24 protein-coding genes and 1 tRNA gene are annotated in these 23,078 nt (G+C 24.1%); 8 read left to right on the top strand and 17 right to left on the bottom strand.

Annotation, left to right across the window (positions count from 1 at the left end):
* Nucleotide 1 precedes the first annotated feature (1 nt).
* Together CKSOR_RS00340 and CKSOR_RS00335 are read left to right on the top strand one after the other, a co-directional pair.
* Complete coding sequence (locus tag CKSOR_RS00340) at nt 2-859, top strand: ATP-binding protein (RefSeq protein ID WP_422666647.1); 858 nt, start codon at nt 2-4, stop codon at nt 857-859.
* Nucleotides 852-1,808 (top strand): thiamine phosphate synthase, encoded by a 957-nt coding sequence (locus CKSOR_RS00335; RefSeq protein ID WP_108673636.1) that lies wholly within the window; start codon nt 852-854, stop codon nt 1,806-1,808. Before CKSOR_RS00340 ends, CKSOR_RS00335 begins: the two co-directional genes overlap by 8 nt.
* Nucleotides 1,809-1,821: 13 nt before the next feature.
* Here CKSOR_RS00335 and zapD read toward each other — a convergent pair whose 3' ends face one another.
* Together zapD and coaE are read right to left on the bottom strand one after the other, a co-directional pair.
* On the bottom strand, nt 1,822-2,589 hold the full coding sequence (gene zapD / locus CKSOR_RS00330; RefSeq protein WP_234411225.1) for a cell division protein ZapD: 768 nt from the start codon (nt 2,587-2,589) through the stop codon (nt 1,822-1,824).
* Nucleotides 2,590-2,605: 16 nt separating this feature from the next.
* On the bottom strand, nt 2,606-3,229 hold the full coding sequence (coaE, locus tag CKSOR_RS00325) for a dephospho-CoA kinase (protein ID WP_108673634.1): 624 nt from the start codon (nt 3,227-3,229) through the stop codon (nt 2,606-2,608).
* 101 nt (nt 3,230-3,330) lie between these two features.
* On the opposite strand from coaE, the gene CKSOR_RS00320 reads away from it, so the two are divergent.
* Together CKSOR_RS00320 and thiD are read left to right on the top strand one after the other, a co-directional pair.
* Nucleotides 3,331-4,134, top strand: coding sequence for a thiazole synthase (locus CKSOR_RS00320; protein WP_108673633.1), 804 nt, complete (start codon nt 3,331-3,333; stop codon nt 4,132-4,134).
* A gap of 26 nt (nt 4,135-4,160) precedes the next feature.
* Nucleotides 4,161-4,979: a bifunctional hydroxymethylpyrimidine kinase/phosphomethylpyrimidine kinase gene (gene thiD, locus CKSOR_RS00315; RefSeq protein WP_108673632.1), complete on the top strand. Its 819-nt coding sequence runs from the start codon at nt 4,161-4,163 to the stop codon at nt 4,977-4,979.
* A gap of 300 nt (nt 4,980-5,279) precedes the next feature.
* Here thiD and ubiB read toward each other — a convergent pair whose 3' ends face one another.
* The 4 genes from ubiB to CKSOR_RS00295 form a co-directional block, all read right to left on the bottom strand.
* On the bottom strand, nt 5,280-6,785 hold the full coding sequence (gene ubiB, locus CKSOR_RS00310) for a ubiquinone biosynthesis regulatory protein kinase UbiB (protein WP_108673631.1): 1,506 nt from the start codon (nt 6,783-6,785) through the stop codon (nt 5,280-5,282).
* Nucleotides 6,786-6,791: 6 nt separating this feature from the next.
* Nucleotides 6,792-7,418 carry a hypothetical protein gene (locus tag CKSOR_RS00305; protein ID WP_108673630.1) on the bottom strand — a complete coding sequence of 209 codons (627 nt, stop codon included), beginning with the start codon at nt 7,416-7,418 and terminating at the stop codon, nt 6,792-6,794.
* 8 nt (nt 7,419-7,426) lie between these two features.
* Nucleotides 7,427-8,197 (bottom strand): class I SAM-dependent methyltransferase, encoded by a 771-nt coding sequence (locus CKSOR_RS00300; protein ID WP_108673629.1) that lies wholly within the window; start codon nt 8,195-8,197, stop codon nt 7,427-7,429.
* An 18-nt stretch (nt 8,198-8,215) separates the two neighbouring features.
* A tRNA-Arg gene (locus tag CKSOR_RS00295) sits at nt 8,216-8,290 on the bottom strand.
* 115 nt (nt 8,291-8,405) lie between these two features.
* On the opposite strand from CKSOR_RS00295, the gene CKSOR_RS00290 reads away from it, so the two are divergent.
* Nucleotides 8,406-9,263, top strand: a complete 858-nt coding sequence (locus tag CKSOR_RS00290; protein ID WP_108673628.1) for an NAD(P)H-hydrate dehydratase — start codon at nt 8,406-8,408, stop codon at nt 9,261-9,263.
* Here CKSOR_RS00290 and priA read toward each other — a convergent pair.
* The 10 genes from priA to CKSOR_RS00240 form a co-directional block, all read right to left on the bottom strand.
* Nucleotides 9,252-11,324 (bottom strand): replication restart helicase PriA, encoded by a 2,073-nt coding sequence (priA, locus tag CKSOR_RS00285; RefSeq protein ID WP_108673627.1) that lies wholly within the window; start codon nt 11,322-11,324, stop codon nt 9,252-9,254. The two genes, CKSOR_RS00290 and priA, sit on opposite strands and share 12 nt — an antisense overlap.
* A gap of 356 nt (nt 11,325-11,680) precedes the next feature.
* Nucleotides 11,681-12,100, bottom strand: coding sequence for a F0F1 ATP synthase subunit epsilon (locus CKSOR_RS00280; RefSeq protein WP_108673626.1), 420 nt, complete (start codon nt 12,098-12,100; stop codon nt 11,681-11,683).
* 12 nt (nt 12,101-12,112) lie between these two features.
* On the bottom strand, nt 12,113-13,510 hold the full coding sequence (gene atpD, locus CKSOR_RS00275; protein WP_108673625.1) for a F0F1 ATP synthase subunit beta: 1,398 nt from the start codon (nt 13,508-13,510) through the stop codon (nt 12,113-12,115).
* Nucleotides 13,511-13,568: 58 nt separating this feature from the next.
* Nucleotides 13,569-14,474, bottom strand: a complete 906-nt coding sequence (atpG, locus tag CKSOR_RS00270) for a F0F1 ATP synthase subunit gamma (RefSeq protein WP_108673624.1) — start codon at nt 14,472-14,474, stop codon at nt 13,569-13,571.
* 41 nt (nt 14,475-14,515) lie between these two features.
* A complete protein-coding gene (atpA, locus tag CKSOR_RS00265) occupies nt 14,516-16,054 on the bottom strand; it encodes a F0F1 ATP synthase subunit alpha (RefSeq protein ID WP_108673623.1) in 1,539 nt (512 codons plus the stop codon).
* Nucleotides 16,055-16,089: 35 nt separating this feature from the next.
* Complete coding sequence (locus tag CKSOR_RS00260) at nt 16,090-16,623, bottom strand: F0F1 ATP synthase subunit delta (RefSeq protein WP_108673622.1); 534 nt, start codon at nt 16,621-16,623, stop codon at nt 16,090-16,092.
* 21 nt (nt 16,624-16,644) lie between these two features.
* A complete protein-coding gene (gene atpF, locus CKSOR_RS00255) occupies nt 16,645-17,052 on the bottom strand; it encodes a F0F1 ATP synthase subunit B (protein WP_234411224.1) in 408 nt (135 codons plus the stop codon).
* 120 nt (nt 17,053-17,172) lie between these two features.
* On the bottom strand, nt 17,173-17,415 hold the full coding sequence (gene atpE, locus CKSOR_RS00250) for a F0F1 ATP synthase subunit C (protein ID WP_108673620.1): 243 nt from the start codon (nt 17,413-17,415) through the stop codon (nt 17,173-17,175).
* Between the two features lie 46 nt (nt 17,416-17,461).
* A complete protein-coding gene (atpB, locus tag CKSOR_RS00245; RefSeq protein WP_108673619.1) occupies nt 17,462-18,343 on the bottom strand; it encodes a F0F1 ATP synthase subunit A in 882 nt (293 codons plus the stop codon).
* Nucleotides 18,344-18,388: 45 nt separating this feature from the next.
* The gene (locus CKSOR_RS00240) at nt 18,389-18,748 is read right to left on the bottom strand and encodes an ATP synthase subunit I (protein ID WP_161539531.1); all 360 of its coding nucleotides are present in this window, start codon (nt 18,746-18,748) and stop codon (nt 18,389-18,391) included.
* 59 nt (nt 18,749-18,807) lie between these two features.
* Between CKSOR_RS00240 and CKSOR_RS00235 the strand changes: the two genes are divergently transcribed.
* The 3 genes from CKSOR_RS00235 to ttcA are packed head-to-tail and all read left to right on the top strand — an operon-like array spanning nt 18,808 to nt 21,783.
* Entirely contained in the window at nt 18,808-20,559 is a 1,752-nt protein-coding gene (locus CKSOR_RS00235) for a M61 family metallopeptidase (RefSeq protein ID WP_108673617.1), read from the top strand.
* 28 nt (nt 20,560-20,587) lie between these two features.
* Nucleotides 20,588-20,947, top strand: coding sequence for a dihydroneopterin aldolase (locus CKSOR_RS00230; RefSeq protein ID WP_108673616.1), 360 nt, complete (start codon nt 20,588-20,590; stop codon nt 20,945-20,947).
* 5 nt (nt 20,948-20,952) lie between these two features.
* Nucleotides 20,953-21,783 (top strand): tRNA 2-thiocytidine(32) synthetase TtcA, encoded by an 831-nt coding sequence (gene ttcA, locus CKSOR_RS00225; RefSeq protein WP_108673615.1) that lies wholly within the window; start codon nt 20,953-20,955, stop codon nt 21,781-21,783.
* Here ttcA and CKSOR_RS00220 read toward each other — a convergent pair.
* Complete coding sequence (locus CKSOR_RS00220; RefSeq protein ID WP_108673614.1) at nt 21,780-22,958, bottom strand: FAD-dependent monooxygenase; 1,179 nt, start codon at nt 22,956-22,958, stop codon at nt 21,780-21,782. The genes ttcA and CKSOR_RS00220 overlap by 4 nt on opposite strands.
* Nucleotides 22,959-23,078: the final 120 nt, after the last annotated feature.

Genomic DNA, 23,078 nt, shown 5'->3' with positions numbered 1-23,078 from the left:
TATCATGAATAACAAAATTAATGAATTATATCAACTTTCAGAAAAAGTTCTTAAGCAACTAGAAGCATGGTTACCTCCTATTCCAGAACCAATAAATTGGAATGCTAAAGCATATAAATGGTTTAAAAATGGACAAAATGGTTATCTAAAACCAATTTTTAATATTGATAAAATTAATTATAATGATCTTTTATTTATAGATAAACAAAAAAAAATTATAGATTCAAATACTAAGAATTTTATTGAAAATAAATTATCTAACAATGTTTTAATGACTGGTGCAAGAGGTACAGGTAAAAGTTCTCTAGTAAAAGCAATTTTAAATAAGTACAGTGATTGTGGTTTAAGATTAATAGAAGTCAATAAATCTGATTTAAAAGATTTGAATCAAATAGTTGATTTAATAAGACTTAGGCAAGAAAAGTTTATAATATTTTGTGATGATTTATCTTTTGAAGAAGGAGATGTAGATTATAAATCTTTAAAATCATTATTAGATGGATCTGTATCATCAAATAATGATAATGTTATTATTTATGCAACATCTAATAGAAGACATTTATTACCAGAATATATGAAAGATAATCTACATTCTAATAATGAAGAAATACATCCTGGTGAAGCTGTAGAAGAAAAAATTTCACTATCAGAAAGATTTGGAATATGGTTAGCATTTTATCCTTTTACACAAGATAGTTATTTAGCTATAGTCGAATATTGGCTTCATAAACTTGATATAAATTATGATAGTATTAAAAAATCTAAAAAATATGCTTTACAATGGGCTATAGAAAGAGGTTCTCGCTCAGGTAGAATTGCATATCAGTTTGCTAAGTATTGGTCTTCAGTAGATGAATAAGAATATTTTCTATAATTTAGTTATAAAAAATGATAGTAATCAAATATTATTATTAAAAGATAATAATCTTCATTCAGAAAATTGGAATTTACCTAAGGTATATTTTGTAAAAAATGAGAATAAGTTAAAAATTTTAAATCAATATTTAGATAATAAAATCTTGATTTCAAAAAATAATATTGCCCCTTGGATAAATTATAATGAGAAAGATAAGACATTTATTTTATTAAGAATTATTAATTATAATAATACTAATATTAGTTCAATACAAAGTAATCAATTTTGTCAATGGCATAATTTATTATGCTTTGATATTAATAATTTTTCTCCAGTTGTGAAACGTTCTATGAAATGTTTAACAATTCCTGATGTTTATGGAATAACTAATATACAAAACATTCAAAATACAAAATTATTTCTATATAAATTAGAACAATCTTTAGATTCTGGTTTAAAATTAATTCAATTTAGAGAACCAAATTTATTGGAGTGTAATAATATATCTTCAAAAAAAAATATTATAAATAATATTTTTTCTCAAGTATATAAATTATGTAAACAATATCAATCTCAATTATTAGTAAATAGCATTCATGGATTTGAATTATGTAAATTATCAGATGGTATGCACATGAGATCTGTAGATGCTTATAGGTATAAATCAAGACCTAAAATAATGCATAATAAGTTATTAGGCATATCCATACATAATAGACAAGATTTAAATCATGCAATCCTATTAGAAGCAGATTTTGTAGTTTTAGGTTCAGTATTGTATACTGAAACACATCCAAATAATAAATTTTTAGGTTGGATCAATTTTTCCAATATTATTAAAAATACTGAAATACCAGTATTTGCAATAGGAGGTCAATCTAAAGAATTAAAAGATATAGCTATATCTTTTGGCGCTCATGGAATTGCAGGAATGCGCAATATCATAACATAAAATAAATTTTACTTCATATATTACACAATGACATATAAAATTCTACATCTTGTGATACATGAGATGGTTTTAATTCATGATCATGATTAAAAAATCTTATTGAAATAATATGTTTATTTGCACTTATTTCTGGGAATACTTTATTATTATCGTTAACCATAATTCTCAACAATTGATATACTTGACCTCCTAACATTTTTCTATAACTTCCGTTTTTAGCTAAAAATTTCTTATTATAATTTGAAGCTCTCAAAAATTTTATAATAATTGCTAAACTATCATATATAGGTATTAAAGAATCGATCCATTTTTCTATATTTTTTGATCTATATTCGAAACTTTGATTTTGCCAAAAATAATAAGAAGGCATATCAACATGTGGGGTAAAACCAGAAACACTAAAACGTCCTCTAATACTATTTAACCATTCATGATCACGTAAAAATTGACCAGGCTTACCATTATTAGCTAAAGATATTAAATTTTGTTTTATCTCACAAATAGAATTTTCAAGAATTTGTTGATCTACATTAATATTACTTCTTAAATTTAATAAAACTGTTTTTTGTTTTTCAAGATCTTGCAATAAATAATTTTTTATATCTACACGTTCCATTAATTCTAATATTTCAAATAAAGTGGATATTGCTATGTGATGTGATATAGCACTGACTCCTTTTGGATCAGAAAATAAAAATAGATGTTTAAATAAATATTCTAAACGTAAATATACGCGAATTTTTTCATTAAATGGGTATTCAAAAAATATCACTTTAGACACATAAACCTATATAATATTAAAATGTATTGCTAATTTCATGCCAAATTTTATGATAACATTTTATTTGCTTTATTAGCTCATAATATTTTATATTATAACTATTATTTATTATATAATCAGCATGTCTTAAGCGCATTGATCGTTTTATTTGAGATTTTATAATTTTTTTTATCAAATACAAACTCATATTTGGGCGATTTTTAGTTCTATCAATTTGAGTTTGTAAATCACAATCTACTACGCAAATTTTATCAAACATATTTATCCACATACTGGATTCTAATAATAAAGGAACTACTATTACTAAATAATGGTATTTATTACAATTATTGTATATTTTTTCTATTTCTCTTTTTGTTTTTTTTAAAATTAATGGATGCATAATAAATTCTAATTTTTTTCTTTCATAATTGTTAGAAAATACATAAGAACGCATCCATATACGATTCATAGAACCATCAGGAGATAATGATTGATTACCAAAGTATTTTTTAATTAAAGGGATTGCCTCTCCATTAGGAGTAGTTAAGGAATGTGATATTATATCAGTATCAATTATTTTAACACCTAAATTGTTTAACATATTAGATACAGTTGTCTTACCTGAGCCTATTCCACCAGTAAGACCTATTTTTAACATAATCATTTCCTGACAATGGATGTGTTTAAATGTTTGATACTATTAGATATATATTATAATATATTATTTATTTAAATTTTTATAAAATATAAAGAAATAAAATGAACAAACAAGATAATTTATTAATTGCAAATAAAAAATATTCTTCAAGATTAATAGTTGGTACTGGAAAATATAAAAATTTTGAACAAACAAAATTAGCTGTGCAAGAAAGTGGTGCTGAAATTATAACTGTAGCTATAAGACGTACTAATATAGGACAAAATAAAAATGAACAAAATTTATTAGATTTTCTTCCAAAGTCAAATTATACTTTATTACCAAATACAGCTGGTTGTTTTACATCAAATGATGCAATTAGAACATTAAGATTAGCTAGAGAACTTTTAGATGGTGATAATTTAGTCAAATTAGAAGTTTTAGCAGATCAAGATACACTATTTCCAAATATGCCTGAAACATTGAAAGCTACATCTATTCTAGTAAAAGAAGGTTTTAATGTTATGGTATATTGTACTGATGATCCAATACAATGTCATATTTTAGAAGATTTAGGTGCTGTTGCTGTTATGCCACTGGCTTCCTTAATAGGTTCTGGTATGGGAATTTTGAATCCATGGAATATTAAATTAATTATTGATAGAATTAAAATACCTGTATTAATAGATGCTGGAGTTGGGACTGCATCTGATGCTACTATAGCTATGGAATTAGGATGTGATGGAGTTTTAATGAATTCAGCTATTGCATATGCAAATAATCCAGTATTAATGGCAAAAGCTATGAAGCAAGCTGTTCAATCTGGAAGAAATGCTTATCTTGCTGGTAGAATGGCTAAAAAAAATTATTCTGGAATAGCTAGCTCTCCAATAGATGGTTTAATAAATTCATCTTATTCTTTATAATGTAAAGATAAGGTATTAATTTCATCATGAAACATATAAATAATATATTAAGTATTGCTGGTCTAGATCCATCAGGAGGAGCTGGAGTTATAGCGGATATTAAAACTATAAGCTCTTTAGGTGGTTATGGTTGTGCTATAATTACTTCGTTAACATCTCAAAATACACAAACAGTAAATAATGTTAATATTATAGATACGTGTTTTTTAAATAATCAAATAGATACGTTATTTAATGATGTTATTATAGACTCAATTAAGATAGGTATGTTAGGAAATAAAGAGATTGTATCTTTAGTTGCCAATAAATTGAAAAAAATATGCCCTAAATATATAGTTTTAGATCCTGTGATGATTGCTAAAGGTGGTAATGTACTAACAGACAATAATACTATAAAACAAATAATTGTAGATTTGTTACCAATAGTAACTTGTTTAACACCAAATATACCTGAAGCAGAAATTTTATTAGAACGAAAAATTAATACTGTAGAACAAATGAAACAAGCAGCAAAAATGCTTAAGGAATTTCTACCAAATAATATTCATAACAAAAAATGGGTCATGTTAAAAGGTGGACATTTAATAGGTGACATGGCTATAGATATTATCTATGATGGTAATCAACTTTTAGAATTATCTACCCAAAAAATATTTACTAAAAATACTCATGGCACTGGTTGTACGTTATCAGCTGCTATTGCCACTTTATTGCCTATTTATCATAATCCTTTTTTAGTAGCTAAAATAGCTAAAAATTATTTATTTAACTCTATAAAATTTGCTAATAAATTAAATGTAGGAAAAGGTCATGGACCAGTACATCATTTTCAACAATGGTGGTAAAATATATAATTAAATATATTTTAATCTTATAATACGAGTTTAGATATTTGTATAATATAAGAAAATTATCTATATATTTTTATATATTATTGCTGTAGCCTAATACTATTAAGATAGAAATTTCACTATTTTATATGAATATTTTAAATTTTTTCAATATGCTATGTTGAAATAATCAAAATTATCTTTTTTTTAAATATTAAGAAGATTAATTATATTAAATTAAAATTTTATAATTTCTGAAGATATTCAAATTTGTAATTATTAATATTTTTCAATATCTAGAAAATAGATCTGATTTTATTTAAAAAATATCAAAAATAATAATAAAATTATCAATATTTTTTTCATTTTATTATTTTTTTTAATTTCTTTTATTTCATTCAATATAAATTCATTAGAAATAGAATTAGTTATTTGTTTATGTAACAATCTAGGCACTTGAGGAATAAATTTAGACCAATATATAGATTCGTTATGCATAGATTTTAAAAAACCTTTTAATCCTATTTGTTCTTTCATCCATATTTCTAAATAGGGCCTTGCTATATTCCAAATATCTAAAGATGGGTCTAACTTTAAACCTAACCCTTCAATATTTAATAATGTTTTCTGTAATAAAATTAATTGGGGTTGTATATATATATTAAATCTTTTAGATAGCATAAATAATCTTAATAGTAATTTACCAAGAGAAATTTGAGATAAAGGGCGATCAAAATATGGTTCACATACTGCCCTTATAGAGTTTTCTAATTCTTCTTCACGTGTATTTTTAGGTACCCATCCTGATTCAATATGTAGTTGTGCAACTTTTTTATAATTTCGTTGAAAAAATGCTAAAAAATTTTGTGCTAAATAATTTTTATCTTGCTCAGATAAAGTACAAACTATACCAAAATCCATAGCTATATATTTACCTAAAGAATTTGGATGATTAGAAACATATATGTTTCCTGGGTGCATATCTGCATGAAAAAATCCATCAAAAAAGACTTGTGTAAAAAATATTTTTACTCCATTAATAGCTAATTTAGAAATATCTATTCCAGATTTATTTATTTTATCAATATTATTAATAGGTATACCATTCATAAATTCCATGGTAAAAACATTTTTTGAAGTAATATCCCAAAATACTTTTGGGACTATAAGCATATCCTGGCGTACTTTGGATGATTGAAAATTTTTTCTTAATTGACTACAATTAGAAGCTTCTTGAATTAAATCAAGTTCATCATGAATATATTTATCAAATTCTTTAACTATTTTTCTTAAACGTAATCTTTTTAAATCAATAAAAAATTTTTCTAAAACCCAAGATAATATAGATAAAATTTTTATATCATAACTAATAATATTATTTATATTTGGCCTAATTATTTTCACAGCTACTTTTGTGCCATCATTTGTTATAGCACTATGAACTTGAGCTACTGATGCAGATGCAATAGGGATATGATCAAATTTTTTAAAAATATTATTTATTGAATTATTAAAATCTTTTTCGATTATAGCAATAGCTATATTTGAAGAAAAAGCAGGTACTTTTTCTTGTAATAAAGATAATTCTTGAATTATATCATCAGGTATTAAATCACCTCTTGTAGATAATAATTGACCAAATTTTATAAAAATTGGTCCTAAATCTTCAAAAAATAATCTTAAACTAACACCTCTAGAATATTTAGGTTTTTTCCATAATCGAGCAATTTTAAAAAACAAAAATTTATTTTTTAAAAAAAAATCTAATCGGTATTTTATAAAAGTATATATTATATATAATATACGGTAAAATATAGACATATTAATTTAGTAGTTATTATTTTTTATACGTTTATTAAGAGCATTTATATTATTTTGTAATTCATAAATTTTATTGCTGATATGATTAGTATCATTTTTAATGGTATGTAATCTTGGATAAGAAATTAACAAGTTTGATTCTTCAGTAAGAAATTCTGTGATGTTGCAAAAAAAATTATAAATTATTTTATTTAATTCGATGTGCATAGTTTTAAAAAAATTTATTATAAATAAAAAATAAACATCATCACATGTTTCTATCATTTCATTAATAATATTAAAATTTAAATTTTGCATTAAAAATAAAATAGTTTTTGCTAAAGATGCATCTCCAGATATATGTAATATTTTATTATAATTAACTTTATTATTTATTATATGATAAACTTTTAAAGCAAAATTCAATAAAGATTCATTAAAAGAGATTTTTAATAATAAATCTACTTCTTGGTTTAAATATTGCTTATTAAAAAAACCTTGATTGTTAATTTTTAAAAAAAAATTATGATCGTTTATAACAAACTTAATAATTTTACCTTTATGTTTTAGTAACGATTTATGAACCCATAATTCTTTTCTAATAAGATAATTTAAATAATCTATGAGTATTAAATTAAAAATTTTTATTAACATATTAAAACTTATATTTTAATTCCTTCATGTAAAGCTACTATTCCTGATGAAAAATTTTTATAGCGTACAATATCAAAGCCAGCACTTTTCATCATTTGCATAATTACTTTTTGAGAAGGATGCATACGTATTGATTCAACTAAATATTTGTAGCTTAATTCATCACCAGTTATTTTTTTACCTATCCAAGGAATCATACAAAAAGAATATAAATCATATAATTTTGATATAAAAAGACTATTAACTTTAGAAAATTCTAATATTAATAATCTTCCTCCTGGTTTTAATACTCTAAACATTTCCTTTAATGCTAAATCTTTATTAGTCATATTACGTAATCCAAATGATAAAATGACTCTATCAAAATATAAAGATTTAAATGGTAAATTTTCGGCATCACAAACAACAGCTGGAATTTTAAAACCATAATCTAATAGTCTAGAAATACCAATATTAAGCATATTTTTATTAATATCACTTAACCAAATTTCACCATCATTAAAATTTGATTTTTCTAATACTAATTTAGTTAAATCTCCAGTACCAGCAGCAATATCTAACAATTTCATATTGTTTCTAATATTAGCATTATTAACTAATAATTTTTTCCAAATACGATGTAAGCCAAATGACATAATATCATTCATAATATCATAACGATAAGAAACTGAATTAAATATTTTTTTTACTTTTTTAGTTTTTTCTTCTATATTGATAAATTCAAAACCAAAATCTGTTTTTTTTGATTCATCAATACTATGTATTTTATTATCATTCATTTTTTAGATTTTATTAATTGGTACACCTGACAGGAATTGAACCTGTATCTAAAGCTTCGGAAGCTTTTGTTCTATCCTTTGAACTACAGGTGTAATATATATTTAGTATTATTTTTTGCTTATATATATTAATATAATAATATATTCTTATAATTAAAAATACTAATATTAAATATTTTATAAATATAATTTTTATAATTTAATTAAAATGAATAAATATCAATCAAAAAATAATAATTTTTATAATTTTTTTAAAAAAAGATCTCCTTTTTTGCATAAAGGTGATAATGGTACTATTTGTTTAATAGGTGGATCTGAAAGTATGGTTGGTTCTATAATATTAGCTTCTAGAGCAGCATTAAAGATAGGGGCTGGTAAAGTTTTGGTAGGATTTACACAATCCAATATTCCAATGAATATAGATATTTTACAACCAGAATTAATGTTAAATTCTGTTGATTTTTGGATAAAATCAAATATTCATATAGATTCTTTTGTTATAGGATGTGGTTTAGGTCAAAAAAATGATTACATACATATTATAAATAAAATTATCAAAAATAATATACAAAAACCTATTTTATTAGATGCTGATTGTTTGAATCTTATTTCAACAAGAAAAATTATTTTAAATAATTTTAATAGTAATATTATTATTACACCACATCCTTTAGAAGCTAGCAGATTAATGAATACTGATGTAGAATATGTACAAAAAAATAGAGAAAAAACTGTAATAGATATTGCTAATTTTTATAAAACCTGGGTCATATTAAAAGGGCACAATACTTTAATTTGTAATCCATACGGAAAAATTATTTTTATTAATAAAACAGGTAATGTCGGATTAGCTACTTCAGGATCTGGAGATATACTATCTGGTATTATCGGAAGCCTTTTAGCTCAAAAAATAAGTATTGAAGAATCAATATTGAGTGGAGTATGGGTACATGGCTATGCTGCTGATAACCTTGTTAAAAAAAATATAGGACCTATTGGTTTAACTGCAACTGAACTAATAGATGAAATAAGGAATATTAGAAATACAAAAAAATCAAATTTCTAATGGATCTATTTCAATATGCCATTTTATTTTCAAATTTTTAGCTAACAATTCCACATCGTATAATATTATATTTATAAATTTATGTAACTCAGCTCTATTAATACTTTCAATTAATAATTGAGCTCTTTCAATATTAGAAATTCTTAAAATACGTAATGGTATTGGATCAAACATTAAAACATGTTTATATATATTTTGAAATTTTTCATAATAAATTTCTTTTATTTTATTAAGAAAATTTAATGCTAAAGTTACTTTTGAAGATTCTGCTATGATTAATGCTTGATAAGAAAAAGGAGGTAATGAAGCCATCTTTCTATGTTTTAGTATTAAATTAGCGAAATATTCATAATCATGTAATAATAATGTTTTATATATTTCATGCTCAGGATATGATGTTTGTATAATAACTTTTCCTTGTGTATTATGTCTACCAGCTCTTCCTGAAACTTGAATTAATTGTGCAAACAATTTCTCTGATGCTCTAAAATCTTGAGAAAAAATCATCATATCAGCATTCAAAATGCATACTAATTCTAGATCTATAAAATCATGGCCTTTAGATAGCATCTGTGTTCCTATAAAAATATCAATATTTTTAGAATTAATGTTATCAAAAATATTTTTATATCTATTTTTATTACTATCAGAATCTATTCTTAATATATTTGCATTAATAAATATTTTAGATAGATATTCTTCTACTCTTTGAGTACCATATCCCATAAAACTTAACTCGTTATTATGACAACTTGGACAATTAATTGGAATATTATAGTTTTTACCACAATGATGACATTGGAGATAAGAATTTTTTTCTTTTATTTTATGTAACACTGTAAATGTAGAGCAGTGTAAGCATGTACTTAACCACGAACATAATTTGCAATATAATATTGGTGCATAACCTCTTCTATTAATAAATATTAGAACTTTTTTCTTTTTTTCTAAACATTTTTTTATAGATTCTATTACTATTTCAGAAAAACCTTCTACTAATTTTATATTTTTTGTATTTACTAAATTGATACTAGGAAGACTTAAAGATTTAGCTCTATTTTTCAAATTAAGTCTTAAATATTTTTTATTTATAACATTTAGCCAAGTTTCTAATGATGGAGTAGCAGATCCTAATATTACTGGTATATTTAAATTTTTGCCTCTCCATATTGCTAAATCTCTAGCTGAATATCTTGATCCATGTTGCTCTTTATAAGATTGATCATGCTCTTCATCAACAATAATCAATCCAAGTTTTGGCAATTCTGCAAATATTGCCATTCTAGTACCTAACAATATTTTTGTCTTACCTTGATATAAATTTATCCAAGAAAATAATCTTTCTTTATCAGATAAACCACTATGCATAATTGTTAATAAGTTTTCACCAAAAATTGGATAAAAACGATTAATTATTACTTCTTCTAACTGTGGGGTAAGATTAATTTCAGGTACTAAAAATAATACTTGAAATCCAGATAATAGAATATCTTTTGCAATATGCAAATAAACTTCTGTTTTACCACTACCAGTTACACCATACAAAAGAACTGTTTGAAAATTTTTTATATTTGAAATAACATCAACTGCTTTTTTTTGATCAGAATTTAGAATAGGTTCTTGTATCTTTTTAACATGATATTTATGTATATATTTTTTATAATTTTCTTGTAATTTTTTTATAGGACTAATATCTTTTTTATTTTTTGCAATATAAGAAGAAACTTTTCTTAAAAGAGCAGGTATAGCATTAACAGATATTTCACCAATTGATCTTTGATAATAATTGGCTGTAAATTTTACTAATTCTATCCATGCTTTTGAAAAAGGCGGAAAATCATATAAAACTAAATCTATATTTTTAATTTGTAATGGATTTATTGTGGGAATTAGAATGATTGATATAACTATTCCTACCATTTTTCTACGACCAAATGGTACAATCACCCTTGTTCCAATTTGAATTTCTGAATGATATTTATATTCGAAGAGATTTGTTCTCATAGGAACATCTAAAGCAACATTATACCAATATAATTTATTATAAATTTTATCATTCATATTTGAAAATAAATAATATTTAATATATAAACATTATATGAAAATACTAAAAATTTTATGCTTATACTGTTAATATATGTTTTCAAAATTTACATAATATATTATTTTTTTTAATAAAAATTAAATACCATATGATTTTATATATATTAACTTATTAACTAATATTAATACTTAAGAGCATTTGAAAATAAAATATATTAATTTTTATCAATATATTATTAAAATAATTTTACAAACTTTGAATCATATTCAAAATTTATTAACTTATAAAAATAATTAATTTAATTAAATCTATTAAAATATAATTATTTTAAGAGATAATTATTGAAATTAAATATAATACATATTTTGTACAATTACTTTATAATATTTTTTCTTTTTATATTAAATTTTGCTTGATTAGATAACATAGCTAATTCTGACTCTATAGCAGCTATAGTAGTTTTGTGTTTAGCATTTAATAATGAAATCCTTGCTTTTTCTCTAGCTATTGCAGCACTAGCTTCATCATAATTATTTGCTCTAATTGCTGTATCAGTAAGTACTGTAACATAATACTTTTGAACTTCTAATATGCCACCAGCTATTAATATATGCTCCTCTGTATTATCTAATAGTACAATTTTGATATAACCTTGACGAATTAGTGATATTAGTGGAGCATGTCCTGGTAAAATACCAATATGTCCATTTACTCCAGGTACAGAAATAAATTTAGCATTACCAGAAAATATTTCTTCCATACTACTAACTATATCAATTTTTATTGAAGACATATTTCACCTAACCTAAATTTGTTTTGCTTTATTAAAAACCTCTTCTATAGAGCCTACCATATAAAAAGCTTGCTCTGGTAATTCATCACATTCTCCATTAATAATCATATTGAAACCTTTTATTGTATCTTGCAAAGTAACATATTTTCCAGCTGATCCGGTAAATACTTCAGCTACATGAAAAGGTTGAGACAAAAATCTTTGAATTTTTCTGGCTCTAGATACTATTAATTTATCTTCAGTTGATAACTCATCCATACCAAGAATAGCTATTATATCTCTTAGTTCTTTATATCTTTGTAATGTTTTTTGAACTCCTCTAGCAATATTATAATGATCTTCTCCAACAATATTTGGATCTAATTGACGGCTAGTAGAATCTAATGGATCTACAGCAGGATATATACCCAATGATGCAATATCTCTAGAAAGTACAACTGTAGAATCCAAATGTTGAAAAGTTGTAGCAGGAGATGGATCAGTCAAATCATCTGCAGGTACATAAACAGCTTGAATTGATGTAATAGAACCATTATTAGTTGAAGTAATACGTTCTTGTAATTTACCCATTTCTTCAGCTAAAGTTGGTTGATATCCAACTGCAGATGGAATTCTGCCTAATAAAGCAGAAACTTCAGTTCCAGCTAATGTATATCTATATATATTATCTATAAAGAATAAAACATCTTTGCCTTCATCTCTAAATTTTTCAGCCATAGTTAATCCAGTCAATGCAACTCTTAATCTATTGCCAGGAGGTTCATTCATTTGTCCAAATACCATAGCAACTTTATCTAATACATTAGATTCTTTCATTTCATGATAAAAATCATTACCTTCTCTAGTGCGTTCTCCAACACCTGCAAATACTGATAATCCACTATGTTGTTTAGCAATATTATTAATTAATTCCATCATATTTACAGTTTTACCAACTCCAGCACCACCAAATAAACCTACTTTACCACCCCTAGCAAAAGGACATATTAAATCTATTACTTTAATTCCAGTTTCTAAAAGCTCTGTAGAGGAAGATAAATTTTTGAATTGTGGTGCATCATTATGTATTGGCCTATATTCATCACATTTAATTTCTTCTTTACCATCTATTGCTCTACCAAGAACATCTACTATACGACCTAAAGTATTGAAACCTACAGGAACAGAAATTTTTTCCCCTGTTTTTAATACTAGCATGCCTCTCTGTAAACCATCACATGAACCAAGAGCAATTGATCTAACAATACCATCACCTAATTGCTGCTGTACTTCAAAAGTCAAATTTTTTTCAACAAATTTTGAATTATTATTTATAAGAATAAGCTTCTCATATATATTTGGTATATTATCTTTATTAAATCTTATGTCTACTACGGCACCTATACACTGAACTATAACTCCATTGCTCATTTATTTAATTCCCTTAGTATTTAAATATTATTAAAATATAATTTGTGTTTTTATAAATTTATATTACCGCAGACCCACTAACTATTTCTGAAATTTCTTTAGTAATAGAAGATTGACGTGTTTTATTATAAATCATTTGTAGTTCAGATATTACTTTTTGAGCATTATCAGAAGCAGCTTTCATTGCAACCATTCGTGCTGAATGTTCTGAAGCCATATTTTCTGCAACGGCTTGATATAAAAGACCTTCCACATATCTTTGTAATAAATCATTTATTACATCTTTTTTAGATGGTTCATATATATAATCCCAGTTATATTTATTTTCTAATTTATAACCTGAATCTAAATTATTAATTCCAATTTGATATGGATCTTCAAGGTTGGAAGGCAAAGGTAAAAGTTTTAAGAATACTGGTTCCTGTACCATAGTATTGATAAATTTATTCATTACTACATAAAGAGCATCAATCTTACCATTTTTATAATCATCTAACTGAACTTTTATAGATCCTAGTAATTTATCTAAATCTGGTATATCACCAAGATTAATTTCTTGTGAAACTAAATTAGAATCTATACGTGTCAATAAAGAAAGACCTTTAGCACCAAATGCAGTAGTTTGTACAGAAATACCACGAGATGAAAATTCTTTTATTTTAGATAGAATAATTCTGCTAACATTTGTATTCAAACCACCACATAAACCTTTATCTGTTGAAATTAATATAATACCAACTGCTTTCATATCGCGTTTGATTAAATATGGATGGCTATATTCAGGATCTGATTGCATTAAATGAAAAGCAATTTTTCTAACTTTATCAGCATAAGGACGTGATGATTGCATACGCTCTTGTGCTTTACGCATTTTAGATGCAGCTACCATTTCCATAGCCCGTGTAATTTTTTTAGTACTTTGTACACTCTTAATTTTAGTACGAATTTCTTTAATTCCAGACATAATATTTTCTTTATTATATTTTTTAGCTTAAATAAAAATTACTATAAAAAATTTTTTTTGAATTCGTCTAAACCGGCAAATAATATTTTTTCATCATTTCCTAAAAGTTCTTGGTTAGTTTCAATTTTATCAATAAAAGTACTATAATTTATTCTAAAAAATTCAAATAATTCTTTTTCAAAATTAGATACTTTTGTTTCTGCAATATCATCAACATAACCATGATTTATAGAGAATAACATGATTGCTTGTTGCCAAACTTGTAATGTTTTATATTGAGGTTGTTTTAATAATTCTACTACACGTTTACCTCTATCTAACTGACGACGGGTAGCTTCATCTAAATCAGAAGCAAATTGTGAAAAAGCTGCTAATTCACGATATTGAGCTAAATCAGTTCTAATACCACCAGACAATTTTTTTATTATTTTGGTTTGTGCAGCACTTCCTACTCTAGATACAGATATACCTGCATTTATTGCTGGTCTAATTCCAGAATTAAAAAGATCTGTTTCAAGAAAAATTTGACCATCTGTAATAGATATCACATTAGTGGGCACAAAAGCAGAAACATCACCTGCTTGTGTTTCTATAATAGGCAAAGCAGTTAATGAACCAGTTTTACCAGATATTTTATCTTCAGTAAATTTTTTAACATAATTTTCATTAACTCTAGCTGCTCTTTCTAATAATCTAGAATGTAAATAAAATACATCTCCAGGATAAGCTTCTCTTCCAGGAGGGCGTCTTAATAGCAATGATATCTGTCTATAAGCCCAAGCATGTTTAGTAAGATCATCATATACTATTAGTGCATCCTCTCCTCTATCCCTAAAAAATTCTCCCATAGTACATCCAGAATAAGGAGCTATATACTGTATAGCAGCTGATTCAGACGCAGAAGCAGCAACAATAATAGTATATTTTAATGCATCATATTCTTCTAATTTTTTTACAACATTATTAATAGTAGAAGCTTTTTGACCTATGGCAACATATATACAAGTAACATTTTTGCCTTTTTGATTAATTATTGTATCTATTGCAATAGCAGTCTTTCCAGTTTGTCTATCTCCAATAATTAACTCTCTTTGACCACGACCAATTGGTACCATTGTATCAATTGCTTTAATTCCAGTTTGTAAAGGCTGAGAAACAGATTGTCTATCCATAACACTAGGAGCAACTTTTTCAATAACATCTGTCATTTTATAATTAATTGGACCTTTATCATCAATTGGATTACCAAGGGCATCTATAACTCTACCCCTTAATTCATATCCAACAGGAACTTCTAAAATACGACCAGTAGCTTTAACATTATCTCCTTCAGAGATTGATGTATAATCACCTAAAATTACAGAACCTACTGAATCTCTTTCCAAATTAAGGACCAATCCAAAAATATTATTTTTGAATTCTAACATTTCTCCTTGCATTACATCAGATAGACCATAAATTTTTACAATTCCATCTGACACAGACACTACAGTTCCGTTAGTACTTATATCTATTTCTGGAATCAAATTTTCTATTTTTCTTTTTATTAATTCACTAATCTCTGAAGGATTAATTTTCATATTTACTCCTGGAATAAAATCCCTTCATTCAATACTTATAAAAGTAAACTTTCTTTCATGGAACACAAATAATGTTGCACAGAAGCATCAATTATTTTATCTTTAAATTTAATACGTATACCACCTATAAGATTTTTATCTATTGATATAGAAATTTTTAATTTTGATAAAAATTTTTTTTCTAAAAACATTGATAAATTTTCGATTTGTTGAGTAGATAGATCAAAAGCACTAATTATAGAAACATAGTTGACATTATCTTTTTGATCTTTTAATAGTTTAAATCCGTGGTATATATCAGAAAGAATTAATAATCTTTTATTATCTATAAGAAGATTTATAAAATTTTTTGCTTTTATGTCTATAGAGTCATCAAAAAAAGAAAGAAATAACTCCGATAATTGTATTTTATTTAAAATATTACTTTTATATAAATTTTGAAAATCTACATTTTGTGATATAAGGCTCATTTTTTTTAATAATGAATCCCATTCATTATATTTTTCATTATCAATAGAAGAAAACAAAGCCTCATAATATGGTCTAGCTGCAGAAGCATTACTGATCATAATAAACCTATATTTAAATATTTAAAGTTGTGATTTCAAAGTAGATATTAAATCACTATGAATTTTTACATCAACCTCTCTTTTTAAAATTTTTTCAGCACCTAATATGACTAATTTTGATAATTCTTCTCTTAATAAATTACGATTATTATTAATCATTTGTTCGATTTCTTTTTGTGTATGATCTAACAATTTAGAACGTTCATAATTAGCATCTATTTTAGCCTTTTCTAGCATAACAGTAATTTTTTTTTCTACTTCTGCATACCTCTTTTTTATATCTAATTGTGCTTGATTGTGCATTATAGCTATTTTTTTCTCTGCTTCAATAAGATCTACTTTAATTTTTTCAGCATCTAATAATGCCTTTGATACTTTTTGACGGCGCTCATCAATAGCTTTTATTATTGGTGGCCAAACAAATTTCATAGTAAATAATCCAAGAATAAAGAATACACATACTTGGAAAAATACAGTAGCATTTAAATTCACACTATCCTCTCTTAGTTACTTAAAAGCATAGAAAAAAACTATAATTTTATAAAAAAATTATCCTAAAAATGGATTAGCAAATGCAAATAACATAGCTACCCCTACACCAATCAAAAATGCTGCATCAATTAATCCTGCTAAAAGAAACATTTTAGTTTGTAATGGTTCCATAATTTCTGGTTGACGAGCGGAAGCTTCTAAATATTTACCACCCATTATAGCAATACCTATACAAGCACCTATTGCACCTAACCCAATAATAAAAGCACAAGATAAAGCAACTAAAGAAGCGTCTGTCATAATAACTCCTAAAAAATAAATAATAAAAAAATTTCAAATATAAAAATCAGTGTCCTTGTTGGGATTCTCCAATATATACTAATGTTAACATCATAAAAATAAAAGCCTGTAATATTATAATTAATATATGAAATATAGACCAAATTGTACCAGCAAGAATATGCACAAAACCTAAACCAACACTTAATAAACTAAAATCGTTACAAGACCCACCTAATAATGCAATTAACATAAAAATTAATTCACCAGCAAACATATTACCAAACAATCTCATACTTAAAGATATTGATTTAGCTAAATATTCTACTACATTTAAAGAAAAATTTATTGGTGCTAATAATAATAACATTAATCCTTTTGCATGAAACGGGGATGAAAAAAGATTTTTTATAAATATAGAAAATGTTTTTTCCTTTATCCCATAGTAAATAACTAATAATAAAACGCTTAAAGACATTCCAAGAGGTACATTTAAATCAGCTGTAGGTAATATTCTATGGTAATACAGTAGATCTCCATGTTTATTACCTATACCTAATAATTTGACAATACTAGGAAATAAATCTACAGGTAATAAATCTAAAGAATTCATAAATATTACCCATATAAAAATAGTTAATGCTAAAGGAGATATAAAATTTAAAGTATCTTTATTAGGAATAATAGATTTGGCTTGTGTATCTATTAATTCTACAATAATTTCCAATCCACTTTGTAGTCTATTAGGTACACCTGAAGTTGCTTTTCTAGAAATTCTCCATAATAAAAAAATAGCTAATAGTCCCATAAATAAAGACCAAAATATAGAATCATAGTTTATTGTATCGAATTGAACTATGTTAGGTTGCTTTTCACCTAAATTATTAAAATGCACTAAATGATGTTGTATATATTCTGATTGTGGTGATATGTTACTTTGAGCAGTCATTATATTCTTCTTTGTTTAGAATCATTTAAAATTAATCTTGTAGCATTAAGTGTTTTTTATAAAAGTCAATAAAAATAAATAAAAATAAATTTTTGAAACAGATATTATACCAATTAAAAATGCCCACCATATAATTATTGCATTATAAAATACACTTATATATATAATAAATAACAAAATAAGTAATATTTTAACTATTTCTCCAAAAAAAAAATATATAGCTGAAGGTTTACCAAATAAATTTTTATGAATAGTAATTTGAAAAGCAAAAATAGTATTTGGTATAAGATAAATCATTGTTCCAATAATAGTCGAGAGAAAAGCATCTGATCCTGATATACTACCAACTATAAATGAAGCCAAGATACCTGTAATAAATTGTATGGATATAATTTTAGTAATCAATTTTTTCCCATAAATATTTAAAAATATATTTTATACACAAAACATAAAAAAGAATATATATGATTAACAATCATTATTTAATAGAGCTATATGATTTAAATGCTCATAAATACAAAATCACTATTCAAATAAATAAACCAAATGAAAATATTCAAGAATTACTAGCACCAACATGGATACCTGGTAGTTATGTAATAAGAGATTTCGCTAAATATATAGAAAATATTAAAGCTTATTCAAATAATAAAATTATAAAAATTATTAAAAAAGATAATCATTCTTGGTATATAGAAAAGTGTACATCTCCTATTATTATAGAATATTTAGTATATGCTTTTGATTTATCAGTAAGAGGATCTTATATAGATACAGAAGGTTGTTTTTTTAATGGTACTAATTTATTTTTAATAGTAAAAAATCAAATTGATGATCCTTTAACATTGACTATTAAAAAAATAAATGATTGGAAAATTTATACCAGTATAGATAAAATACCTAACAAATATAACTGTTTAAAAGATAATATAACTAAATTTTATTTTCGAAATTATGATGAATTAGTAGACCATCCTATATCAATAGGTAATTTTAAATGTAGTTCTTTTCAAGCATATGGTGCTTTACACAAAATTTTATTTATAGGAAGAATACCAAAAAATTTAAATATTGAAAAAATTACTAATGATATAAAAAAAATTTGTGAATCTCAAATAATATTCTTCGATAAACAAAATAAAAAGGCAGCTTTTTTAGATAGATATAATTCTTATCTATTTATTATTATAGACTCAGATAAATATTCAGGTGGATTAGAACATAGATCTTCATGTGCTATTATGATTAACTATAGGTATTTACCTATTAAGCATAAATGTTTACATGAAAAATATATTAATTTTCTAAGTATTGTTAGTCATGAATATTTTCATACTTGGCATATAAAAAGAATTAAACCTCATAAATTTATTAATTATGATTTTCAAAAACCAAATTTAACAAAATTGTTGTGGATTTTTGAAGGATTTACATCTTATTATGAAAGTATTTTTCTTCTCAAAACTAATATTATAAATTATGAACAATATCTAAATATTATATCAAATAATATTAATTATTTATTAAATAATTCAGGTAGATTTAAACAATCCCTTACAGAAAGCTCATTTGATGCATGGATAAAATATTACAAACAAGATGAAAATTCCATTAACTCTATTGTAAGTTATTATATAAAAGGCTCATTAATAGCACTAGGATTAGATTCAGAAATAAGAAAAAGTAGTAATAAATCTTTAGATGATTTATTATTATTTATGTGGGAAAAATATGGAAAAAATTTTTATAAAGATAAAAAAAATGGAATTTTAGAAAATAATATTGAAGATTTGATTACAAAAGCTGTAGGAATCAATGTTAAAGAATTTATTGATAAATATGTTGAAGGAACTAAAGAAATACCAATAAAAAAATGGCTTGGTACATTCGGTATAAATCTACTATTAGAAAACAAGTTGAATATTTCAGCAAACACAATAGGTATGCTATTAAAGCAAATCGATGAATCTGTAACAGTTTATTCAGTTCTTGAAAATAGTATAGCTATGATATCAGGCATTTCAAATGGAGACATACTATTATCTATAGATTATAGAAAAATTGTTAATATAGATGATGTTAGTTACTTACTAACTCAATATAATATCAACGACTCAATAATTTTACATGTTTTTCATAAAAATTATCTAAAAAAAATTCGTTTGTTATTATGCAAAGATAAATTAATTAGAAAATGTTTTTTATCGAAAACATAAATTTTATAGTAATTTTTTAAAAAAATATATGCTAAATAAGTCTTACAAAATAATATTGTCTGAAATGGTAGTAGATACATTTATAGGAATTTTAGATATTGAAAAAACATCTACTCAACCAATTATTATTGATTTGATCATTGATTTATATTTAAATGATTATAATGATGACATATCTGATGTATTAGATTACAGAATTATAAGAAATATAATTATTGAAGAATCAAAAAGAAAACATATTAATCTTATAGAAACTTTAGCAGATAATATATTAAATAGAATATTTCAAGAAGTAAAATTAATTAATAAAATTACTATAAAAATTTCAAAACCAATGGTATTTCACGATTGTAAAAGTATATCAGTAGAAATGACATATTATAAATAAATTTTATGAATAAAATGCAAAAAATTTCATTAATAGAAAAACAATATTCTGATAAGAATTATATAAATATAAAAAAATTGAATAAAAAAATTTCTAGAGATACTACAAAAGCTATATCTGATTTTAATATGATAGAAGATGGAGATTTAGTAATGGTATGTATGTCAGGAGGAAAAGATTCTTATGCATTATTAGATATATTACAAAAAATAAAATTAAGAGCTCCTTTCAATTTTGAATTAATTGCTGTTAATTTAGATCAAGGACAGCCTAATTTTCCAAAGACAACTTTACCTACATATTTGAAAGAAAAAGGAATAAAATTTCATATAGAAGAACAAAACACTTATAATATAGTAAATAATATTTTAAAAAAAAACGAAACTAAATGTTCTTTATGTTCACGATTACGTAGAGGTATATTATATAAAGTTGCAGATAAATTAGGAGCAAATAAAATTGCCCTTGGTCATCATATGAATGATATTATAAATACATTTTTTTTAAATATGCTATATAATGGAAAACTTAAGTCTATGCCACCTAAATTATTGTCTGATAATGGTAAACATATAGTTATAAGGCCATTATCTTATATATTAGAAAAAGATTTAGAAATTTATTCAAAATTGAATAAATTTCCAATTATTCCTTGCTATTCATGTGGAACTCAAAAAGGATTAAAAAGAAAAGAAATTAATAAAATGATAAATTACATTTATAGTACCAATCCTGGAAAAATATTTAGCATATTTAATTCTTTATCTAATATTTCACCTTCACATATGCTAGATAGAAATTTATTTAATTTTGAAACATTATCTGATAATTCTTAAGAAATTTTTGAAGCATTCTCAATAATAAATCTTTTAATATAAGGAATATTATTTAATAAATTCATACTTATATTTCTAGTGTAACTAATTAATTTATATGAAGAATGAAACAAATTATATAATAAATCAGTAACAAAAATCATTTTATAAATGTTTATAGTTCGAATACTTTTATACTTCTTTAATATATAAAAATCACCAGCATGTCTAAATTTGTCTCTATTTGAAATTATCTCTACTAAAATTTTAGCATCTCCTAAACCTAAATTTAAACCTTGTCCTGCTAACGGGTGTATTTTATGTGCTGCATCGCCTATTAAAACTGCACCTAAATTACTTATAATATCTGATTTTACTAAATTTAAAGGAAAAATTTTTAAACTATTCATATTAATATTGATAATATTTCCCAATTTATTACTAATAATAGGATTAATTAAATTAATCAAATATTGTTTTTGAATATTTAAATCCATTTTTTGAATTTTAAAAAAATCTTTATTATTTAAGGATAAAACTATAGATACTTGATTATCTGTATTTGTACAATATATAGGTAATACTCCTAATATATTTTTCTCAAAAAACCATTGATATGCTATGTTATTATGATATTTTTCTACAGATATATTTGCAATGATTGCATTTGAATGATAGTCTTTTGAAGTAGATTGAATATTGAATATTTTTCTGATAGTTGATTTTGCACCATCAGCACCAACTATTAAATCTGCTTTGATAGCAGTACCATTATAAGTTTTCAATAATCCATTTGTATATTCTATACAATTATCATATATCCAAGGAATATCCATTTTTATAATTTCATTTAAAATAACTCTTTCTATTTCATCAGATTCCACTATCCATGATAATTCTGGCAACATTACATGCAAACAATCTAATTCTATAAATCCACCATTATCACCATAAATTTCCATAGAATTAACTGAGGTAATAGATGAATTAGATAATTTATTCCAAATATTTAATTCATCTAAAAAAATTTTACTAGATAATGATATAGCATATACCCTAGATATATTATCTTTTTTATAAAAATTATATTTTGGTGAAATAATTACTAAATTCTTTTGTTTTTTAGCAAACGCTAAAGCACAAGCTAATCCTACAATACCAGCTCCACAAATAGCTATTTCATAATTATTTTCCATAAAATAAACCTTTAATAAATATAATAATTTTTAACAATCTGTATAATTTAAATTATACTCTAAGTGTACTAATTTTTTACTATTTATATATTTGTTAAATTTACTTTATAAGGCATACAT

The organism is Candidatus Kinetoplastibacterium sorsogonicusi, from assembly GCF_003072465.1.
GTDB classification, from domain to species: domain Bacteria; phylum Pseudomonadota; class Gammaproteobacteria; order Burkholderiales; family Burkholderiaceae_B; genus Kinetoplastidibacterium; species Kinetoplastidibacterium kentomonadis.
The sequence above is the reverse complement of the archived record's forward strand: the minus strand, read 5'-3'. Positions and strand labels throughout refer to the sequence as shown.

Coding starts and splice junctions, on each gene's coding strand:
- CKSOR_RS00335 (WP_108673636.1), top strand. CDS start 852: ATGAATAAGAATATTTTCTATAATTTAGTTATAAAAAATGATAGTAAT.
- coaE (WP_108673634.1), bottom strand. CDS start 3,229: ATGTTAAAAATAGGTCTTACTGGTGGAATAGGCTCAGGTAAGACAACT.
- CKSOR_RS00320 (WP_108673633.1), top strand. CDS start 3,331: ATGAACAAACAAGATAATTTATTAATTGCAAATAAAAAATATTCTTCA.
- thiD (WP_108673632.1), top strand. CDS start 4,161: ATGAAACATATAAATAATATATTAAGTATTGCTGGTCTAGATCCATCA.
- ubiB (WP_108673631.1), bottom strand. CDS start 6,785: ATGTCTATATTTTACCGTATATTATATATAATATATACTTTTATAAAA.
- CKSOR_RS00305 (WP_108673630.1), bottom strand. CDS start 7,418: ATGTTAATAAAAATTTTTAATTTAATACTCATAGATTATTTAAATTAT.
- CKSOR_RS00300 (WP_108673629.1), bottom strand. CDS start 8,197: ATGAATGATAATAAAATACATAGTATTGATGAATCAAAAAAAACAGAT.
- CKSOR_RS00290 (WP_108673628.1), top strand. CDS start 8,406: ATGAATAAATATCAATCAAAAAATAATAATTTTTATAATTTTTTTAAA.
- priA (WP_108673627.1), bottom strand. CDS start 11,324: ATGAATGATAAAATTTATAATAAATTATATTGGTATAATGTTGCTTTA.
- CKSOR_RS00280 (WP_108673626.1), bottom strand. CDS start 12,100: ATGTCTTCAATAAAAATTGATATAGTTAGTAGTATGGAAGAAATATTT.
- atpD (WP_108673625.1), bottom strand. CDS start 13,510: ATGAGCAATGGAGTTATAGTTCAGTGTATAGGTGCCGTAGTAGACATA.
- atpG (WP_108673624.1), bottom strand. CDS start 14,474: ATGTCTGGAATTAAAGAAATTCGTACTAAAATTAAGAGTGTACAAAGT.
- atpA (WP_108673623.1), bottom strand. CDS start 16,054: ATGAAAATTAATCCTTCAGAGATTAGTGAATTAATAAAAAGAAAAATA.
- CKSOR_RS00260 (WP_108673622.1), bottom strand. CDS start 16,623: ATGATCAGTAATGCTTCTGCAGCTAGACCATATTATGAGGCTTTGTTT.
- atpF (WP_234411224.1), bottom strand. CDS start 17,052: ATGAAATTTGTTTGGCCACCAATAATAAAAGCTATTGATGAGCGCCGT.
- atpE (WP_108673620.1), bottom strand. CDS start 17,415: ATGACAGACGCTTCTTTAGTTGCTTTATCTTGTGCTTTTATTATTGGG.
- atpB (WP_108673619.1), bottom strand. CDS start 18,343: ATGACTGCTCAAAGTAACATATCACCACAATCAGAATATATACAACAT.
- CKSOR_RS00235 (WP_108673617.1), top strand. CDS start 18,808: ATGATTAACAATCATTATTTAATAGAGCTATATGATTTAAATGCTCAT.
- CKSOR_RS00230 (WP_108673616.1), top strand. CDS start 20,588: ATGCTAAATAAGTCTTACAAAATAATATTGTCTGAAATGGTAGTAGAT.
- ttcA (WP_108673615.1), top strand. CDS start 20,953: ATGAATAAAATGCAAAAAATTTCATTAATAGAAAAACAATATTCTGAT.
- CKSOR_RS00220 (WP_108673614.1), bottom strand. CDS start 22,958: ATGGAAAATAATTATGAAATAGCTATTTGTGGAGCTGGTATTGTAGGA.